Below are 17,627 nucleotides of genomic sequence, written 5' to 3'. Positions count from 1 at the left end.
AGTCCCTAGGAGGGCATGCCATGGCCGACGTCTTCATCAACTACCGCACCGGCGACGGTGAGGAAACCGCCACCACCCTCGAACGGGATCTGACCCGGCGCTTCGGCGCCGGGCGGATCTTCCGGGCGTCCCAGTCGATACAACCGGGAGAATTCTTCGACGACGAACTCCTCACCGCGGTGCGACGCAGCTCCCTGCTGATCGCTGTCATCGGAAAGGAGTGGGCCGGATCCCCCCGGCTCCAGGATCCCAAGGACTGGGTGCGCAAGGAGATCGTGGAGGCGTTCCGCTGTGCGATCCCCGTGGTGCCTGTCCTCGTGGGTCGCGGTACGGACCGCCTGGACTCAACTCAGCTTCCGCGCGCCCTCGGCAAGCTGGCGCGCTGTCACTCGGTGCGATTCGACACCCAGAACGCCGAATACGACATCTTGCGCATCGGTGACTTCCTCGCAAAGCGCCTACCGGAGCTGGCGGCCGCCGACAGGGCCGACGCGCCTTCTCCCGTACCGGAGTCCGGTTCGGTGCACCACACCGTCCAGGGCGATGTCGGCGAGTGGTCGGTGCAGGCCAGGGACATCACGGGCGACATCGGTGGAACCGTGATCCGGGAGGCACATGGCCCGGTGCACACGGGCACCGGCGATCAACATCTGCCGCATCTCTCGGGCGACGGAGCACAGTACGTCGCCGGGGACCATCACGGCGGAGTACACCAGCAGTTCGGCAGCGGGCGACGATCCGAGGCGAAGCCCGGTGAGTGAGTTCACCGCAACCTGGATCGGCGGGTCGAGCGGCCCCACGCACACGGGCTCAGGAACCCAGAACAATTTCATATCGCCGGAGAGTCTGACGAAGAATGCGAGCGGCCAGACCCCGCGGGCTGTCGCCAGAAGCGAACTCATCTGGCTCGACCGCCATTTCATCGAACCCGAGGGCTATCCCGATGCGTACGACACTCTGGTCGGCCGCCGCACCGTACTCCTGGACGGAGCGAACGGTGACGGCAGGCATGCGACGGCGCGGTGCCTGCTGCACAGGCTGCCGCCCGGTGGGGGTGCCCTGCACGAGATCCTCCTGGAGCGTGAAGAAGGATCGTCCCTGCTGCTGGATCCGGAGGTGGTGGCCGACGACGACCGCCTGCTGCTCGACCTGGCGGCCTCCGGGGAGCGACTGGGTGCCGCCGCCTTGGACGAGCTCTCGGCCTTCCGCAAGGCTGTGGAGGAGCGGGGGGCGGGCCTGGTGGTCGTCCTCCCCGCCGAGGCCCGGCATCTGCTCACACCCCAGCTCAATGATCTGCGCCGTGAAATCTCCAGGCCTCCGGAACGGGAGCTGGAACTGAGCATCATCGGACGGCACTTGCGCTACGCCGGCCGTGACCCCAGAGGGGTCGAACGCCTTCCGCCGGACGTCATGGCCTATCTCGGCACGGCGCCCCGTCTCTCGGACGTGGCAACCTTCGCCCAGTACCTCTGCGATGCGGCGCACAGGGCAGGCACGTTCACCGAGCAGTGTGCCTTGGCACTGAAAGGTCTGCAGGAACAGCCGCGTCTTGCAGTGGAGACTCTGCGCACGATTCGGAAGGGCGCACCCCGTGCCCTCCTCATCACCACCGCCATGCTGTCAGGTGCACGCGCCGACGCGGTCCACAAAGGAGCAGCGATGCTGCTCGACGACCGTCAGGCGTCCCCCCACATGCGGTACCTGCTGGAACGCCGCTCTCTTGCCGATCGGCTCGGCGCGATCAAAGCGGAGATCGGTCCCGCGGGCCTGGCCCGTTTCGAGTCCATCGGCTACGACAGCGCCGTCCGTATCCAGGTCTGGGAGAACTTCCCCGACCTCAGGGATCCTCTGCGGAACTGGGTGGCCAGGGTGTTGTCCCTGCCCGGACTCACCGACGGCAATCGTGACCAGCTGGTCGAAAGGTTCGCCGAGCAGTGTTTGAGCACCAACGACGCCACAACACTCCTCGACCTCGCGAAACACTGGGCGTCCCCCGAGAGCGGTACACCCCCACTCACCCGGCTCCGAGGTGCCGCCCACGCCCTGGAGTACGGCCTGAACAGCAGCCGGTGCGGCGGGGAGTTCCGGCACAAGATCTACGAGTGGGCGACGAGGCCGGTCGCCGCCCCCTTCCGGAAGGTCCTGGTGGGGGTCTGCGCCGAGACCATGACCGTGCGCCATCCCGAAGCGGCGCTGGTGCGGCTCCATCACCTCGCACGCCGGGAACCGCCGTCCGCCGAGGCGCGAAATGCCCTGATCGCTCTTGTACGCGAGGACCACCGTCTGCACAGACGCATGTTGAACCGGCTGGCACGGGGTCTTGAGTCCGGCGGCTGGGCGGCCGACACGGAGCTCTTCCTCGACCTCGCGGCGCCCGAACAGCTCGGCAACCCCGGCATCCGAGCCCACCCATTGATAGCCGAATCCGGCGTACGGAACGACCTGCTCGTCTGCTGGACGGCAGTCCTCAGAGCCCCGGCAGACGAGCAGTGGACGACACTCGCGGAGGCCTGGCTGGAAGCTGCCTGCGGCGACCCTCACGCCGCGGACCGTTTCCTCGATCTGCTCGTCACCGCGTGCGACCGACGAGGCGACCGTCTCGGTGTTCTCTACCGCGTAACCAGAGACTGGTCGGCTCGCCAGCCGGCAGGTCAGGGAGTGGCATCAGAACTGCCCTCCGTCCTGCTCCGGAAAATGCGCGCCTCCCCACACGTCAGGGTCACTCCACAGCAGGAGGCGACAGCCCCATGAGTTCCGGCCAGAAGACCGTCACGGCCTTCCTCACTCTCATCTCCGCCCTGCTCTTCGTCATCCTGGGCATCTGCGGCAGCTGGCCGCCCTGGATCTGGGCCGCCCTGGGCGCCGTACTCATCGCCGCTCCCGTCGTGGCGGTGTATGTCGCGGGCCAGCGCAAGGATCCGTTCCCCACGGAGCTTCTGCGGGAGCCCGATCTGCCCATCCCTCCGCTGGAGCGCCGTGAGCTGCGGATCACTGATGTCCTGCTGCCGAGTGTCTCGGAGGACTACGACTTTCTGTTCTCGGCCACGATCCGTTGGTGTCCTGTCCCCGTACCGACCGGATCCGCGCCGATCAACGCGAGCGGCCTGGCCGTCGACGCCGTGCTGGAGCGGGCGCGTCAGGTGACTGCGGTCCGAAAGCCCTCCCGTAGTTCGCTCGTGCAGCACGAGCTGAACGGGGTGCTGGGAGTGATGGCCGACGACGCCACAGGCCGAGTGGAGGCACTGGCCCTGGACGTCACGCTCACCCTGTCGGACCAGGACCGCGACAGGCTCGCGAAACTCGCAGCCGTTCGCAAGGACGAGGCGGTGTGGGAGCACGAACGCAAGTACGAGCAGAGCCGCCGTACCTATCTCGGCGACGACGTACTGAAGAACACCGGCAGCGCGATGGTGTGGTGGCTGCACCGCAATGACGACCAGGTCGACAAGGCGGTGAAGGACCTCGGTCTGCTTGCCCAGCTCACGTCTGCGGCCAACAACCAGGACATCGACGAGAGGTACCGCCACCTCATCGAGGGCCCTCCGGAACACGGCCCCGACGATCCGTCCGCCGGTGGGCCGGCCTTCTCGCCCGGCCTCGACGGGCCGCCCCGGCCACCGGGAGCGGCATCGCTGTATCCGCCCTCCGGCACCGGCCCCGGAGCCGCCTTCTTCTGGCTCCTGCACACGGTCGGGGTCTCTCCGGACGACCCCGTCGCCACGCTGCTGGCCGATCAGGTGACCGATCTGCTGGGCCATGTCGAAGGCGATCCGGCCGCAGAGATACGGGAGCGGTTCAGCCCGCGCCCACCCGAGCGGGAGGGAAAGGGAACGGGCCCCACAGCCGCCCCTCCACCACCGGAGTCCCTGTTCCCACAGTGAGACAGACGGAGGCCCGGCACCCCGCCGAGGGGGTACCGGGCCTCTGTGTCGTGCGTTTGCCGGTCGCGCCTAGAGGCCGGCTGCCTTGCGCAGGGCGTCCACGCGGTCCGTGCGCTCCCAGGTGAACTCGGGGAGCTCGCGGCCGAAGTGGCCGTACGCCGCGGTCTGGGCGTAGATCGGGCGGAGCAGGTCGAGGTCGCGGATGATCGCGGCGGGACGGAGGTCGAAGACCTCGCCGATCGCCGTCTCGATCTTGTCCGGGTCGACCGTGGCGGTGCCGAAGGTCTCGACGAAGAGACCGACAGGCTCGGCCTTGCCGATCGCGTACGCGACCTGGACCTCGCAGCGTGCGGCGAGGCCGGCGGCCACCACGTTCTTGGCGACCCAGCGCATCGCGTACGCGGCCGAACGGTCCACCTTCGACGGGTCCTTGCCCGAGAAGGCGCCGCCGCCGTGGCGGGCCATGCCGCCGTACGTGTCGATGATGATCTTGCGGCCGGTGAGGCCGGCGTCGCCCATCGGGCCGCCGATCTCGAAGCGTCCGGTCGGGTTGACCAGCAGGCGGTAGCCCTCGGTCTCCAGCTTGATGCCGTCCTCGAGGAGCTGCTTGAGGACGTGCTCCACGACGAACTCGCGGATGTCGGGGGCGAGCAGCGACTCCAGGTCGATGTCGCTCGCATGCTGCGAGGAGACGACGACGGTGTCGAGGCGGACGGCCTTGTCGCCGTCGTACTCGATGGTGACCTGGGTCTTTCCGTCGGGGCGCAGGTAGGGGATCGTCCCGTTCTTGCGGACCTCGGAGAGACGGCGCGCGAGCCGGTGTGCCAGGTGGATCGGCAGCGGCATCAGCTCGGGCGTCTCGTCGCAGGCGTAGCCGAACATCAGGCCCTGGTCGCCGGCGCCCTGCTTGTCGAGCTCGTCCTCATCGCCTTCGACACGCTTCTCGTACGCGGTGTCGACGCCCTGCGCGATGTCCGGGGACTGCGCGCCGATGGACACCGAAACGCCACAGGAGGCGCCGTCGAAGCCCTTCTTCGAGGAGTCATAGCCGATCTCGAGAATCTTGTCGCGCACGAGCTGCGCGATCGGCGCGTAAGCCTTCGTGGTGACCTCACCGGCCACGTGCACCTGGCCCGTGGTGATGAGCGTCTCCACGGCGACCCGGGAGGTGGGGTCCTCGCGCAGAAGCGCGTCGAGGATGGTGTCGCTGATCTGGTCAGCGATCTTGTCGGGGTGGCCCTCGGTGACGGACTCCGAGGTGAACAGGCGACGGGACACAACGCTCCCTGGGGTTGCAGCGGCTGCTGGCTGATCATTGGCGGAACGGCCGGGGGCTGCGCCCGACATCATTCCGAGACCAGTTTATCGGTCACTTCCGGCCGCTGGACCACGCGTCTCGCTCCGTGGGAGCAGTGTGATCCGCGACACTGCATTGTGCAGTATGACGATCGCCGGGCACCAGGGGGTTAAAGGCCGGATTTGCCGGACTTTTCCCGCCCGATGGGGCGAAACAAAGAATTCATCCGAGCCTGGGGACGACCAGATCCCAGACGGTGTCGGCGAGGGCTTCCTTCGGTCCGTACGGCACCGGGGTCTCGCCGCCGTCCGCCGCGAGGACAACAGCTTCGTTCTCCTCCGACCCGAACGTCTTGCGCTCCCCCACCTCATTGACGACGAGCAGGTCGCAGCCCTTGCGGCGCAGCTTCTCCCGTCCGTTGGCGAGGACGTCGTCGGTCTCGGCCGCGAAGCCGACCACCACCTGTCCCGGCCCGGCACGCTCGGCCGAGATCTCGGCCAGGATGTCCGGATTGCGGACCAGGGCGACCGGCGCGGGCTCCTGGCCGTCCTTCTTCTTGATCTTCCCGGTGGCGTACGACTCCGGCCGGAAATCGGCCACGGCTGCGGCCATGACCACGGCATCGGCGTCCGCGGCGGCCTTCAGTACGGCCTCACGCAGCTGTACGGCGGTACCGACGTGGACCACATCGGCACCCGCCGGGTCCGCGAAGCCGGTGTTCGCCTCGATGAGCGTCACCCTGGCGCCGCGCGCGACAGCCGTACGGGCGAGGGCGTACCCCTGCTTGCCCGAGGAACGGTTGCCCAGATAGCGGACAGGGTCGAGCGGCTCACGGGTGCCGCCCGCGCTGATCACGACGTGCTTCCCGGCCAGATCGGGCTCGGTCACGCCCCGGGCCAGGACCCTGCGGCAGACCTCGAAGATCTCGCCCGGGTCGGGCAGCCGTCCCTTGCCGGTGTCGACGCCGGTCAGACGGCCCACGGCGGGCTCGATGACGACGGCGCCCCGGCGGCGCAGCGTGGCGACATTCTCCTGAGTGGCGGGGTGCTCCCACATCTCCGTGTGCATCGCAGGTGCGAAGACCACGGGACAGCGCGCGGTGAGGAGCGTGTTGGTGAGGAGGTCGTCGGCGAGCCCGTGGGCCGCCTTGGCCAGCATGTCGGCGGTGGCGGGCGCGACCACGACCAGGTCGGCGCCCTGCCCGATCCGTACGTGCGGGACCTCGTGGACGTCGGACCACACCTCGGTCGAGACGGGGTGGCCGGAGAGGGCGGACCAGGTCGCGGCTCCGACGAAGTGCAGTGACGCGGCCGTGGGCACGACGCGTACGTCATGGCCCGACTCGGTCAGCCGCCGCAGCACCTCGCACGCCTTGTACGCGGCGATGCCACCGCTGACCCCCAGAACGACCTTCGGCTTGGCCACAGCGTCTCCCCGCACTCGGTTCCGTACGACTCCATCACACACCACAGGCCCGGCAGTCGCGCTGCCGGGCCTGTGGTGACGGTGCTTGGTGCTACTTGCCTACTGGGCGGGGCCCTCAATGGCCTCGGAGGTCAGCAGACCCGCGTTGATCTCGCGAAGCGCGATCGAGAGGGGCTTCTCGTGGACGTGAGTGTCCACCAGGGGACCGACGTACTCGAGCAGGCCTTCGCCGAGCTGCGAGTAGTACGCGTTGATCTGGCGCGCGCGCTTGGCCGCGTAGATCACAAGGCTGTACTTGGAGTCGGTTGCTTCGAGGAGCTCATCAATCGGCGGGTTGATGATGCCCTCGGGCGTGGAGATGGAAGAGGACACTCTCTGCCTTCCGATGGGTTAAAAAACTAAAGAACCTTCATCAAGGCTAGCAGCTCACGGGCCACGTCCTCGACGGAGGTGTTGACGAGGGTCGTATCGAACTCCGATTCGGAGGCCAGTTCGACTTTCGCGGCCTCCAGACGGCGTTCGATGACCTCAGGCGCCTCGGTCCCCCGGCCGGTGAGCCGGCGGACCAGTTCGTCCCAGCTCGGAGGGGCCAGGAAGACCAGCTGAGCCTCGGGCATCGACGCCCGCACCAGCCGGGCGCCCTGGAGATCGATCTCCAGGAGCACCGGCTCCCCCGCGCTCAGGCGGTCGAGCACAGCCTGGCGCGGGGTGCCGTAGCGGTTGCCCGCGAACTCGGCCCACTCCAGCAGTTCGCCATTGGCGACGAGCTTCTCGAACTCCTCGTCGTCCACGAAGAAGTACTGGACGCCGTGACGCTCGCCGGGGCGTGGCTTGCGGGTCGTTGCCGACACCGAGAGCCATACCTCGGGGTGGACTTTGCGCATATGGGCGACGACCGTGCTCTTGCCGACCCCGGAGGGGCCGGAGAGCACGGTCAACCGCGGACGTTCGTTCATGCGGCGATTATTCCAGCTTCCCGGGGGTGCCCAGGACGTCAGGCGCCAGCGCCGCCGAACTCGCGCTCCAAGGAGGCGATCTGATTGGAGCCGAGACCACGCACTCGGCGGCTTTCGGAAATCCCGAGCCGCTCCATGATCTGCTTGGCGCGGACCTTGCCGACGCCGGGCAGGGACTCAAGAAGAGCGGAGACCTTCATCTTGCCGATGACGTCGTTCTCCTGGCCCTGCTTGATGACGTCATGGAGCGAGGCACCGGAGTGCTTGAGTCGATTCTTGACCTCGGCCCGCTCCCGGCGAGCCGCGGCGGCCTTTTCGAGCGCGGCTGCGCGCTGTTCAGGGGTAAGGGGCGGAAGAGCCACGCCTACGTCACCTCGGATGTCGATCTGTCGGATACGGACCGGTGAGGAACCTAGTCGCCCCACACCAGGGGAGCAACGAGCAAAGCACTGCCCGTTCGCTCTCGACGGAGACTAGCGGTCTGCGCCGCTCCAGTCAGCGAGAACAGACGAAAAGTCCTGGTCAGCTGCGACCCGATGGGATATTTGGTGCATAACACCCAGGTTTTCGGCCTGTGAGACGGCAAAGAATGTTCAACGTGGTGAGTGCACGCGTCCAAAGGCGTCTTCCAGAGGCGCGAATCCGTACGCGACGAGCACCGATCGGTGCTCGTCGCGTACGCCGGGACCGCGAAAACCCCCGCCGTCCCGGCCCGCGCTCACGCCCCTGCGACCGCCACGCGCACCTCGTCCGCGAACCGCGCCGCGGACTCCCGCAGTCCGGTCACGTCCGGGCCGTGCCGCAGCACACCGCGGCTGACGCTCGGGACGACGTTGCCCACCGACGAGCCGAAGACTCCGGGGAGGTCCGCCGGGGTCGCTCCCTGGGCGCCGATGCCGGGTGCGAGGAGCGGGCCGTTGATGGCCAGATCCACTCCCGCGTCGCCGAGCGTCGCCCCGACGACCGCACCCACGGAGCCGAGCGGCGTCGCGCCCTCGTTCTCCGCGGCCATGTGGTCCAGCATCAGCTGCGCGAGGGTCCTGCCGTCCGCGGCGGTCGCGCGCTGCACCTCGGCGCCCTCCGGGTTCGACGTCAGGGCGAGGACGAAGACGCCCGCACCGCTGATCCTGGCCGCGTCCAGGGCCGGGCGCAGCGAGCCGAAGCCGAGGTACGGGGAGACTGTCACCGCGTCCGAGAAGAGCGGCGACTCCTTGTCGAGGTACGTCGCCGCATAGGCGCCCATCGTCGAGCCGATATCGCCGCGCTTGGCGTCCATCAGGACCAGCGCACCGGCCGCACGCGCCTCCTCGACCGTCTTCTCCAGGACCGCGACACCGCGCGAGCCGAAGCGCTCGAAGAAGGCCGACTGCGGCTTGAGCACGGCGACCCGGTCGGCCAGGGCCTCGACGACCGTGCGGGAGAAGCGCTCCAGGCCCGCGATGTCGTCGTTCAGGCCCCAGGCGGAGAGCAGCGAGGCGTGCGGGTCGATGCCCACGCAGAGCGGGCCCCTGGTGTCCATGGCGTGGCGCAGACGGGCGCCGAAGGGTTCTAGGGTCACGGCTGGGTCGCCTTCCGGTTGTCGGCGCCGACGGCCTCGGCGAGGGTGGCGTACGGGCTGGCCTGGAGGCGGGCCGCGAGGCCCTTGTGGATGGCGCGGCTCCAGAAGGGGCCCTCGTAGATGAAGGCGCTGTAGCCCTGGACGAGCGTGGCACCGGCGAGGATCCGCTGCCAGGCGTCCTCCGCGGTCTCGATGCCGCCGACCCCGACGAGGGTGATCCCGTCGCCCACACGGACGTGCAGACGGCGCAGGACCTCCAGGGAGCGCTCCTTGAGGGGGGCGCCGGAGAGGCCGCCGGTCTCCTTGATGATCGCCGGGTCGGACATCAGGCCGAGTCCTTCGCGGGCGATGGTCGTGTTGGTGGCGATGATGCCGTCCAGGCCGAGCTCGACGGCGAGGTCGGCGACCGCGTCCACGTCCTCGTCGGCGAGGTCGGGGGCGATCTTCACCAGGAGCGGTACCCGGCCCGAGGTGACGGTGCGGTCGGCTGCTTCACGTACGGCCGTCAGCAGCGGTCGCAGCGACTCGGTGGCCTGGAGGTTGCGGAGTCCGGGCGTGTTCGGGGACGAGACATTGACGACCAGGTAGTCGGCGTGGGCGGCGAGACGCTCGGTGGAGGCGACGTAGTCGCCGACCGCCTCTTCCTCCGGGACGACCTTGGTCTTGCCGATGTTGACACCGACCGTCGTCCGGAAGACCGGGTTACGGGCCTCCAGGCGGGCCGCCACGGCCGCGGAGCCCTCGTTGTTGAAGCCCATGCGGTTGATGAGCGCGCGGTCCTGCACAAGGCGGAACAGACGCTTCTTGGGGTTGCCGGGCTGGGGCTGGGCGGTGACCGTGCCGATCTCGATGTGGTCGAAGCCGAGCATGGTCATGCCGTCGACAGCGACAGCGTTCTTGTCGAAGCCGGCGGCGAGCCCGAAGGGGCCGTGCATGCGCAGGCCGAAGGCCTCCGTGCGGAGCTCCTTGTGGCGGGGCGCGAGAAGGGCCGCGACGCACGTCCGCAGTACGGGGACGCGGGCCGCGAGACGGATCCAGCGGAAGGCCAGGTAGTGGGCGCGCTCCGGGTCCATCCGCTTGAAGACGAGATTGAAGAACAGCTTGTACATGGTGACGTCCTCATGAAAGAGGGGGACACCGGTTCGGTGTCCCCCTCGTGGGCTGCTAGTCGCGGGCCGCGGTCAGTCGTTCCGCGTGTTCCTGGAGGGAGCGCACGCCGACGTCTCCGCCGTTGAGCGCGTCGATGCCCTGCACGGCGGCCGCGAGGGCCTGGACCGTGGTGAGGCAGGGGACGGAGCGGGCGACGGCCGCCGTACGGATCTCGTAGCCGTCGAGGCGTCCGCCGGTGCCGTAAGGGGTGTTGACGATCAGGTCGACCTCACCGTCGTGGATCAGCTGGACGATGGTCCTCTCGCCGTCCGGGCCCTCGCCCTCGCTGAGCTTGCGCACCACGGTGGCGTTGATGCCGTTGCGGCGCAGCACCTCGGCGGTGCCCGAGGTGGCGAGCAGCTCGAAGCCGTGGGCGACGAGTTCGCGCGCCGGGAAGATCATCGAGCGCTTGTCGCGGTTGGCGACCGAGATGAACGCGCGGCCCTTGGTGGGCAGCGGACCGTAGGCGCCGGCCTGCGACTTGGCGTACGCCGTGCCGAAGACCGTGTCGATGCCCATGACCTCACCGGTGGAGCGCATCTCCGGTCCGAGCACCGTGTCGACGCCGCGTCCGTGGATGTCGCGGAAGCGGCTCCACGGCATCACAGCCTCCTTGACGGAGATCGGCGCGTCCAGCGGCAGGGTGCCGCCGTCACCGTTCCTCGGCAGCATGCCCTCGGCGCGCAGTTCGGCCACGGTCGCGCCCAGGGAGATACGGGCGGCGGCCTTGGCGAGCGGCACCGCGGTCGCCTTCGAGGTGAAGGGGACGGTGCGCGAGGCGCGCGGGTTGGCCTCCAGGACGTAGAGGATGTCCCCGGCCAGCGCGAACTGGATGTTGATCAGTCCGCGGACGCCGACGCCCTTGGCGATGGCCTCGGTCGAGGCGCGCAGCCGCTTGATGTCGTGGCCGCCGAGGGTGATCGGGGGCAGTGCGCACGCCGAGTCCCCGGAGTGGATCCCGGCCTCCTCGATGTGCTCCATCACGCCGCCGAGGTAGAGCTCGGTGCCGTCGTAGAGCGCGTCGACGTCGATCTCGATGGCGTCGTCGAGGAAGCGGTCGACCAGGACCGGGCGGGTGGGGCTGATCTCGGTGGACTCTTCGATGTACGAGGCGAGGCGGGTCTCGTCGTACACGATCTCCATGCCGCGGCCGCCCAGTACGTAACTGGGGCGGACCAGCACCGGGTAGCCGATCTCGTCGGCGATCTTCTTCGCTTCCGTGAACGTCGTCGCGGTGCCGTGCTTGGGGGCGGGGAGGCCCGCCTCGGCGAGGACCCGGCCGAACGCGCCGCGGTCCTCGGCGGCGTGGATGGCCTCCGGCGGGGTGCCGACAACGGGGACGCCGTTGTCCTTGAGCGCCTGGGCGAGGCCCAGCGGCGTCTGGCCGCCGAGCTGGACGATGACGCCCGCGATCGGGCCCGCGAGGGACTCGGCGTGGACGATCTCCAGGACGTCTTCGAGGGTGAGCGGCTCGAAGTAGAGGCGGTCGGAGGTGTCGTAGTCGGTGGAGACCGTCTCCGGGTTGCAGTTGACCATCACGGTCTCGTAGCCGGCGTCGCTGAGCGCGAAGGAGGCGTGGACGCAGGAGTAGTCGAACTCGATGCCCTGGCCGATGCGGTTCGGGCCCGAGCCCAGGATGATCACGGCGGGCTTCTCGCGCGGCGCGACCTCGCTCTCCTCGTCGTAGGACGAGTAGAAGTACGGGGTCTTGGCGGCGAACTCGGCCGCGCAGGTGTCGACCGTCTTGTAGACGGGACGGACACCGAGGGCGTGGCGCACCTCACGTACGACGTCCTCACGCAGCCCGCGGATCTCGCCGATCTGGGCGTCGGAGAAGCCGTGGCGCTTGGCCTCGGCGAGGATCTCGGGGTCGAGCTTCTCGGCGGCGGCCAGCTCGTCCGCGTACTCCTTGATGAGGAACAGCTGGTCGACGAACCAGGGGTCGATCTTCGTCGCGTCGAAGATCTCCTCGGGCGTCGCACCGGCGCGCATGGCCTGCATGACGGTGTTGATCCGGCCGTCGGTGGGGACCTTGGCGGTCTCCAGGAGGGCGGCCTTGTCGCCGGGCTCGCCGATGAAGGTGAACTGGCTGCCCTTCTTCTCCAGCGAGCGGAGCGCCTTCTGCAGCGCCTCGGTGAAGTTGCGGCCGATCGCCATGGCCTCGCCCACCGACTTCATCGTGGTGGTGAGGGTCGCGTCGGCCAGCGGGAACTTCTCGAATGCGAAGCGCGGGACCTTGACGACGACATAGTCGAGGGTCGGCTCGAAGGAGGCCGGGGTCTTCTCGGTGATGTCGTTGGGGATCTCGTCGAGCGTGTAACCGACGGCGAGACGGGCCGCGATCTTCGCGATCGGGAAGCCCGTCGCCTTCGACGCGAGCGCCGAGGAGCGGGAGACACGCGGGTTCATCTCGATGACGATGATCCGGCCGTCGACGGGGTCGATGGCGAACTGGATGTTGCAGCCACCGGTGTCGACACCGACCTCGCGGATGATCGCGATGCCGATGTCGCGCAGTCGCTGGTACTCGCGGTCGGTCAGCGTCAGCGCGGGTGCGACGGTGATCGAGTCGCCGGTGTGCACGCCCATCGGGTCGAAGTTCTCGATGGAACAGACGACAACGACGTTGTCGTTCTTGTCGCGCATCAGCTCCAGCTCGTACTCCTTCCAGCCGAGGATGGACTCCTCCAGGAGCACCTCGGTGGTCGGGGAGAGCGTGAGGCCCTGTCCGGCGATGCGGCGCAGCTCCTCCTCGTTGTGCGCGAAGCCGGAGCCGGCTCCGCCCATGGTGAAGGAGGGGCGGACGACGACCGGGTAGCCGCCGAGGGTGTCCACGCCGCCGATGACGTCGTCCATGGAGTGGCAGATGACCGAGCGGGCGGACTCGCCGTAACCGATCTTGGCCTTGACGGCCTCGACGACGCCCTTGAAGAGCTGGCGGTCCTCGCCCTTGTTGATCGCCTCGACGTTGGCGCCGATGAGCTCGACGCCGTACTTCTCCAGCACACCCTGCTCGTGCATGGAGATCGCGGTGTTGAGCGCGGTCTGGCCGCCGAGGGTGGGCAGGAGCGCGTCGGGGCGCTCCTTGGCGATGATCTTCTCGACGAACTCGGGGGTGATCGGCTCGACGTACGTGGCGTCGGCGATCTCCGGGTCGGTCATGATCGTCGCCGGGTTGGAGTTGACCAGGATGACCCGCAGGCCCTCGGCCTTGAGGATGCGGCAGGCCTGGGTACCGGAGTAGTCGAACTCGGCGGCCTGGCCGATGACGATCGGGCCCGATCCGATGACCAGGACGGACTGGATATCGGTGCGCTTAGGCACGCTGGGCTCCCTTTTCGGACATGAGCTCTACGAAGCGGTCGAACAGGTACGCGGCATCGTGCGGGCCCGCGGCTGCTTCGGGGTGGTACTGGACGGAGAAGGCGGGCTGGTCGAGCAGTTGGAGGCCTTCGACCACGTTGTCGTTGAGGCAGACGTGGGAGACCTCGGCACGGCCGAAGGGCGTGTCGCTGACCTTGTCGAGGGGCGCGTCGACGGCGAAGCCGTGGTTGTGCGCGGTGATCTCGACCTTGCCGGTGGTGCGGTCCTGGACGGGCTGGTTGATGCCGCGGTGGCCGTACTTGAGCTTGTACGTGCCGAAGCCGAGCGCCCGGCCCAGGATCTGGTTGCCGAAGCAGATGCCGAACAGCGGGGTCTTCTTCGCCAGCACGGCCTTGACGACGGTGAGGTCGACCGTGGACGGGTCGCCCGGGCCGTTGGAGAGGAAGAAGCCGTCGGGGTCGATCGCGTACACGTCCTCGACCGTGGCGGTCGCGGGCAGCACGTGCACCTCGATGCCGCGCTCGGCCATGCGGTGCGGGGTCATGCCCTTGATGCCCAGGTCCAGGGCGGCGACCGTGAACTTCGCGCTCCCGATGGGCAGGGCTTCGCCGCCGGGCCCGATCGCGGGGACGACGTACGTCTCCTTGGTGGAGACCTCGGTGGACAGGTCGGCGCCGGTCATCTCGGGCGCCTCCTTCACCCGGGCGAGCAGCGTGGCCTCGTCGGCGAGTGCCTCGCCGGAGAAGATGCCGACGCGCATCGCGCCGCGCTCGCGCAGATGGCGGGTGAGGGCGCGGGTGTCGATGCCGCTGATGCCGACGACGCCCTGCTTGACGAGCTCGTCGTCGAGCGAGCGCTGCGAGCGCCAGTTCGAGGGGACGCGCGCGGGGTCGCGTACGACATAACCGGCGACCCAGATCTGGCCCGACTCGGCGTCCTCGTCGTTGACGCCGGTGTTGCCGACGTGCGGCGCGGTCATCACGACGACCTGGCGGTGGTACGAGGGGTCGGTCAGGGTCTCCTGGTAACCGCTCATGCCGGTGTTGAAGACCGCTTCGCCGAAGGTCTCCCCCACGGCCCCGTAGGCGCGGCCGCGGAAGCTGCGGCCGTCCTCCAGGACGAGTACGGCGGGAGCCTTGGTGGCTCCCCGGGTGGAGGTCGTCATCGTGCGATGCCTTCCGTCGTGAGGGATGTCGTCGTGAGGGATGTGGTGCGCATGGAGTTGATGGCCTCGACCCAGGCGGCGTGCTCGGCCGCCCTTTCCGAGCGGAAGCCGGAGTCGATCATTTTGTCGCCGTGCTGCCAGGTGACGATCAGCAGACCGCCCTCGGCGAGGACCTTGCCGGCGATGCCCTTGTCGAGCCGGGCCTCGCGCAGCGCGTCCCTGGGGACGAAGAAGTCGGTCGCCCCGGGGCGTACGACGTCCAGGCCCTCGTCGGTGAGCGTCAGCTCGACCTTGCTGCGCGTGCCGAGGCCGCGCGCGACAATCCGGTCGAGCCACTGACCTGCGGTGGTCGAGCCGTGGTACCGGCCGCTCAGTTCAAGTTTCGGCTCACCGGGCCCGGACGGCGCGGTGGGGAGCTCGGGCAGGTCGCCCTGGAGCGTGCCCCGCCACTTCCACCCCTCGCGCATCAGCCAGTACACGAGTGCGATGAAGAGCAGCAGCCCGACGACCCAGCCGATGCGTCCGGCCCAGTCGGTCACGTCCGCCGACTTCTGCTCGGCTGCCAGATTGATGAGAGGTGTCACGCCAGCTTCCCGTCCACGACCGTTGCCCGGCCCCGGAGCCAGGTGTGAGTGACACGTCCCGGCAGCTCACGACCCTCGTAGGGGGTGTTGCGGCTGCGCGAGGCGAAGCCCGCGGGGTCCACCTCTCCACGGTAAGCGGTGTCGACGAGGGTGAGGTTCGCGGGCTCACCTGCCGAGACGGGGCGTCCGTGGCCGGTGAGCGAGCCGATGCGGGCCGGCTTGTACGACATGCGCTCGGCGACGCCGGACCAGTCGAGCAGCCCGGTCTCCACCATCGTCTGCTGGACGACGGAGAGCGCGGTCTCCAGGCCCACCATGCCCATGGCGGCGGCGGCCCACTCGCAGTCCTTGTCCTCGTGCGGGTGCGGGGCGTGGTCGGTGGCGACGATGTCGATCGTGCCGTCCGCGAGGGCCTCGCGCAGCGCCAGGACGTCGGCCTCGGTGCGCAGCGGCGGGTTCACCTTGTAGACCGGGTTGTACGAGCGGACCAGCTCGTCGGTCAGCAGCAGGTGGTGCGGGGTGACCTCGGCGGTGACGTCGATGCCGCGCGACTTGGCCCAGCGGATGATCTCGACCGATCCGGCGGTCGACAGGTGGCAGATGTGCACCCGCGAGCCGACGTGCTCGGCGAGCAGGACGTCCCGGGCGATGACCGACTCCTCGGCCACGGCCGGCCAGCCGCCGAGGCCGAGCTCGGCGGAGACGATGCCCTCGTTCATCTGGGCGCCCTCGGTGAGGCGGGGCTCCTGGGCGTGCTGGGCGACGACGCCGCCGAAGGCCTTCACGTACTCCAGCGCGCGGCGCATGATCACGGCGTCGTCGACGCACTTGCCGTCGTCGGAGAAGACGGTGACCTGGGCGGCGGAGTCGTGCATGGCGCCCAGCTCGGCGAGCTGCTTGCCCTCCAGGCCGACGGTGACGGCGCCGATGGGCTGCACGTCGCAGTAGCCGGACTCCTTGCCGAGGCGCCAGACCTGCTCGACGACGCCGGCGGTGTCGGCGACGGGGAAGGTGTTGGCCATGGCGAAGACCGCCGTGTAACCGCCGCTCGCGGCGGCCTGCGTACCGGTGAGGACGGTCTCGGAGTCCTCGCGGCCCGGCTCGCGCAGGTGGGTGTGGAGGTCGACGAGGCCCGGCAGGAGGACCTTGCCGTCGGCCTCGATCACCTGGGCGCCCTCGGCGATCAGGCCCGTACCGACCGCCTCGATCGTCTCGCCGTCGATCAGCACGTCCTGCGGCTCGCCGCCGAGGACCTTGGCGCCACGGATCAGGATCTTGCTCATCAGTTGTTCTCCTCGGTACGGGTCGTGCTGATGGCGGGCTCGGAGCCGCCCAGAAGCAGATAGAGGACGGCCATCCGGGCCGAGACACCGTTGGCGACCTGCTCGACGGCCGTGCAGCGGTCGGAGTCGGCGACCTCGGCGGTGATCTCCATGCCGCGGACCATGGGGCCGGGGTGCATGACGATGGCCTCGCCGGGCATCTTCGCCATCCGGTGGCCGTTGAGGCCGTACCGGCGCGAGTACTCGCGCTCGGTCGGGAAGAACGCCGCGTTCATCCGCTCGCGCTGTACGCGCAGCATCATCACGGCGTCGGACTTCGGCAGTACGGCGTCGAGGTCGTAGCTGACTTCGCACGGCCAGCTCTCGACGCCCACGGGGACGAGCGTCGGCGGGGCGACCAGGGTGACCTCGGCGCCGAGGGTGTGCAGCAGCAGGACGTTGGAGCGGGCGACCCTGCTGTGCAGTACGTCGCCGACGATCGTGACCCGGCGGCCGTCCAGGCCCTTGCCCATGCCCGCGTCGCGGCCGACGAGGCGGCGGCGCAGCGTGAAGGCGTCGAGGAGAGCCTGGGTGGGGTGCTCGTGGGTGCCGTCGCCCGCGTTCACAACGGTGGAGTCGATCCAGCCGGAGTTGGCGAGGCGGTAGGGGGCGCCGGAGGCGGGGTGGCGGATGACGACCGCGTCGGCGCCCATGGCCTCCAGGGTCAGCGCGGTGTCCTTGAGCGACTCGCCCTTGGAGACCGAGGAACCCTTGGCGGAGAAGTTGATGACGTCCGCGGACAGCCGCTTGGCGGCGGCCTCGAAGGAGATCCGCGTCCGGGTCGAGTCCTCGAAGAAGAGGTTGACGATCGTACGGCCGCGGAGTGTCGGCAGCTTCTTGATCGGCCGGTCGGCGACCCGGGCCATCTCCTCGGCGGTGTCGAGGACGAGGACGGCGTCGTCACGGGTGAGGTCGGCGGCCGAGATGAGGTGACGCTTCATCTGATTGCAGCTCCAGTGAAAGCGG

The 17,627-nt window shown here is 69.0% G+C and carries 15 protein-coding genes; 3 read left to right on the top strand and 12 right to left on the bottom strand.

All coding sequences use genetic code 11. From position 1 onward, the window contains the following. The first annotated feature begins 20 nt into the window (after positions 1–20). Genes J0695_RS08745 through J0695_RS08735 form a run of 3 tightly spaced genes read left to right on the top strand, consistent with a single transcriptional unit; the run spans position 21 to position 3,881 of the window. The gene (locus tag J0695_RS08745; protein WP_206961306.1) at positions 21–761 is read left to right on the top strand and encodes a toll/interleukin-1 receptor domain-containing protein; all 741 of its coding nucleotides are present in this window, start codon (positions 21–23) and stop codon (positions 759–761) included. Continuing rightward, the gene (locus J0695_RS08740; protein WP_206961305.1) at positions 754–2,751 is read left to right on the top strand and encodes a hypothetical protein; all 1,998 of its coding nucleotides are present in this window, start codon (positions 754–756) and stop codon (positions 2,749–2,751) included. Before J0695_RS08745 ends, J0695_RS08740 begins: the two co-directional genes overlap by 8 nt. Then, on the top strand, positions 2,748–3,881 hold the full coding sequence (locus tag J0695_RS08735; protein ID WP_206961304.1) for a hypothetical protein: 1,134 nt from the start codon (positions 2,748–2,750) through the stop codon (positions 3,879–3,881). Before J0695_RS08740 ends, J0695_RS08735 begins: the two co-directional genes overlap by 4 nt. A 69-nt stretch (positions 3,882–3,950) precedes the next feature. Here the strand turns inward: J0695_RS08735 and metK are convergent, their stop codons facing one another. From metK to J0695_RS08675, 12 genes are all read right to left on the bottom strand, one after another. Next, complete coding sequence (gene metK / locus J0695_RS08730; protein ID WP_206961303.1) at positions 3,951–5,159, bottom strand: methionine adenosyltransferase; 1,209 nt, start codon at positions 5,157–5,159, stop codon at positions 3,951–3,953. A 241-nt stretch (positions 5,160–5,400) separates the two neighbouring features. Continuing rightward, complete coding sequence (coaBC, locus tag J0695_RS08725) at positions 5,401–6,603, bottom strand: bifunctional phosphopantothenoylcysteine decarboxylase/phosphopantothenate--cysteine ligase CoaBC (protein ID WP_206961302.1); 1,203 nt, start codon at positions 6,601–6,603, stop codon at positions 5,401–5,403. Between the two features lie 99 nt (positions 6,604–6,702). Further along, complete coding sequence (gene rpoZ / locus J0695_RS08720; RefSeq protein ID WP_028814064.1) at positions 6,703–6,975, bottom strand: DNA-directed RNA polymerase subunit omega; 273 nt, start codon at positions 6,973–6,975, stop codon at positions 6,703–6,705. Between the two features lie 26 nt (positions 6,976–7,001). Continuing rightward, entirely contained in the window at positions 7,002–7,559 is a 558-nt protein-coding gene (gmk, locus tag J0695_RS08715) for a guanylate kinase (RefSeq protein ID WP_206961301.1), read from the bottom strand. 38 nt (positions 7,560–7,597) lie between these two features. After that, the gene (locus J0695_RS08710) at positions 7,598–7,921 is read right to left on the bottom strand and encodes an integration host factor, actinobacterial type (protein WP_206961300.1); all 324 of its coding nucleotides are present in this window, start codon (positions 7,919–7,921) and stop codon (positions 7,598–7,600) included. 356 nt (positions 7,922–8,277) lie between these two features. Beyond that, a complete protein-coding gene (gene pyrF / locus J0695_RS08705) occupies positions 8,278–9,117 on the bottom strand; it encodes an orotidine-5'-phosphate decarboxylase (RefSeq protein ID WP_206961299.1) in 840 nt (279 codons plus the stop codon). Then, positions 9,114–10,226, bottom strand: a complete 1,113-nt coding sequence (locus tag J0695_RS08700; RefSeq protein ID WP_206961298.1) for a quinone-dependent dihydroorotate dehydrogenase — start codon at positions 10,224–10,226, stop codon at positions 9,114–9,116. Before J0695_RS08700 ends, pyrF begins: the two co-directional genes overlap by 4 nt. A 55-nt stretch (positions 10,227–10,281) precedes the next feature. Continuing rightward, on the bottom strand, positions 10,282–13,590 hold the full coding sequence (gene carB, locus J0695_RS08695) for a carbamoyl-phosphate synthase large subunit (protein ID WP_206961297.1): 3,309 nt from the start codon (positions 13,588–13,590) through the stop codon (positions 10,282–10,284). Further along, positions 13,583–14,755, bottom strand: coding sequence for a glutamine-hydrolyzing carbamoyl-phosphate synthase small subunit (gene carA, locus J0695_RS08690; RefSeq protein WP_206961296.1), 1,173 nt, complete (start codon positions 14,753–14,755; stop codon positions 13,583–13,585). The genes carB and carA overlap by 8 nt, the downstream gene beginning before the upstream one ends. Then, complete coding sequence (locus tag J0695_RS08685) at positions 14,752–15,339, bottom strand: PH-like domain-containing protein (RefSeq protein ID WP_206961295.1); 588 nt, start codon at positions 15,337–15,339, stop codon at positions 14,752–14,754. Before J0695_RS08685 ends, carA begins: the two co-directional genes overlap by 4 nt. Further along, positions 15,336–16,622, bottom strand: coding sequence for a dihydroorotase (locus J0695_RS08680; RefSeq protein WP_206961294.1), 1,287 nt, complete (start codon positions 16,620–16,622; stop codon positions 15,336–15,338). The genes J0695_RS08685 and J0695_RS08680 overlap by 4 nt, the downstream gene beginning before the upstream one ends. Next, positions 16,622–17,602, bottom strand: coding sequence for an aspartate carbamoyltransferase catalytic subunit (locus J0695_RS08675; protein ID WP_206961293.1), 981 nt, complete (start codon positions 17,600–17,602; stop codon positions 16,622–16,624). Before J0695_RS08675 ends, J0695_RS08680 begins: the two co-directional genes overlap by 1 nt. Between the last annotated feature and the right edge of the window lie 25 nt (positions 17,603–17,627).

This window comes from Streptomyces beijiangensis, from assembly GCF_017315755.1.
GTDB lineage: Bacteria > Actinomycetota > Actinomycetes > Streptomycetales > Streptomycetaceae > Streptomyces > Streptomyces beijiangensis.
This window is presented reverse-complemented; position numbering and strand designations above follow the sequence as displayed.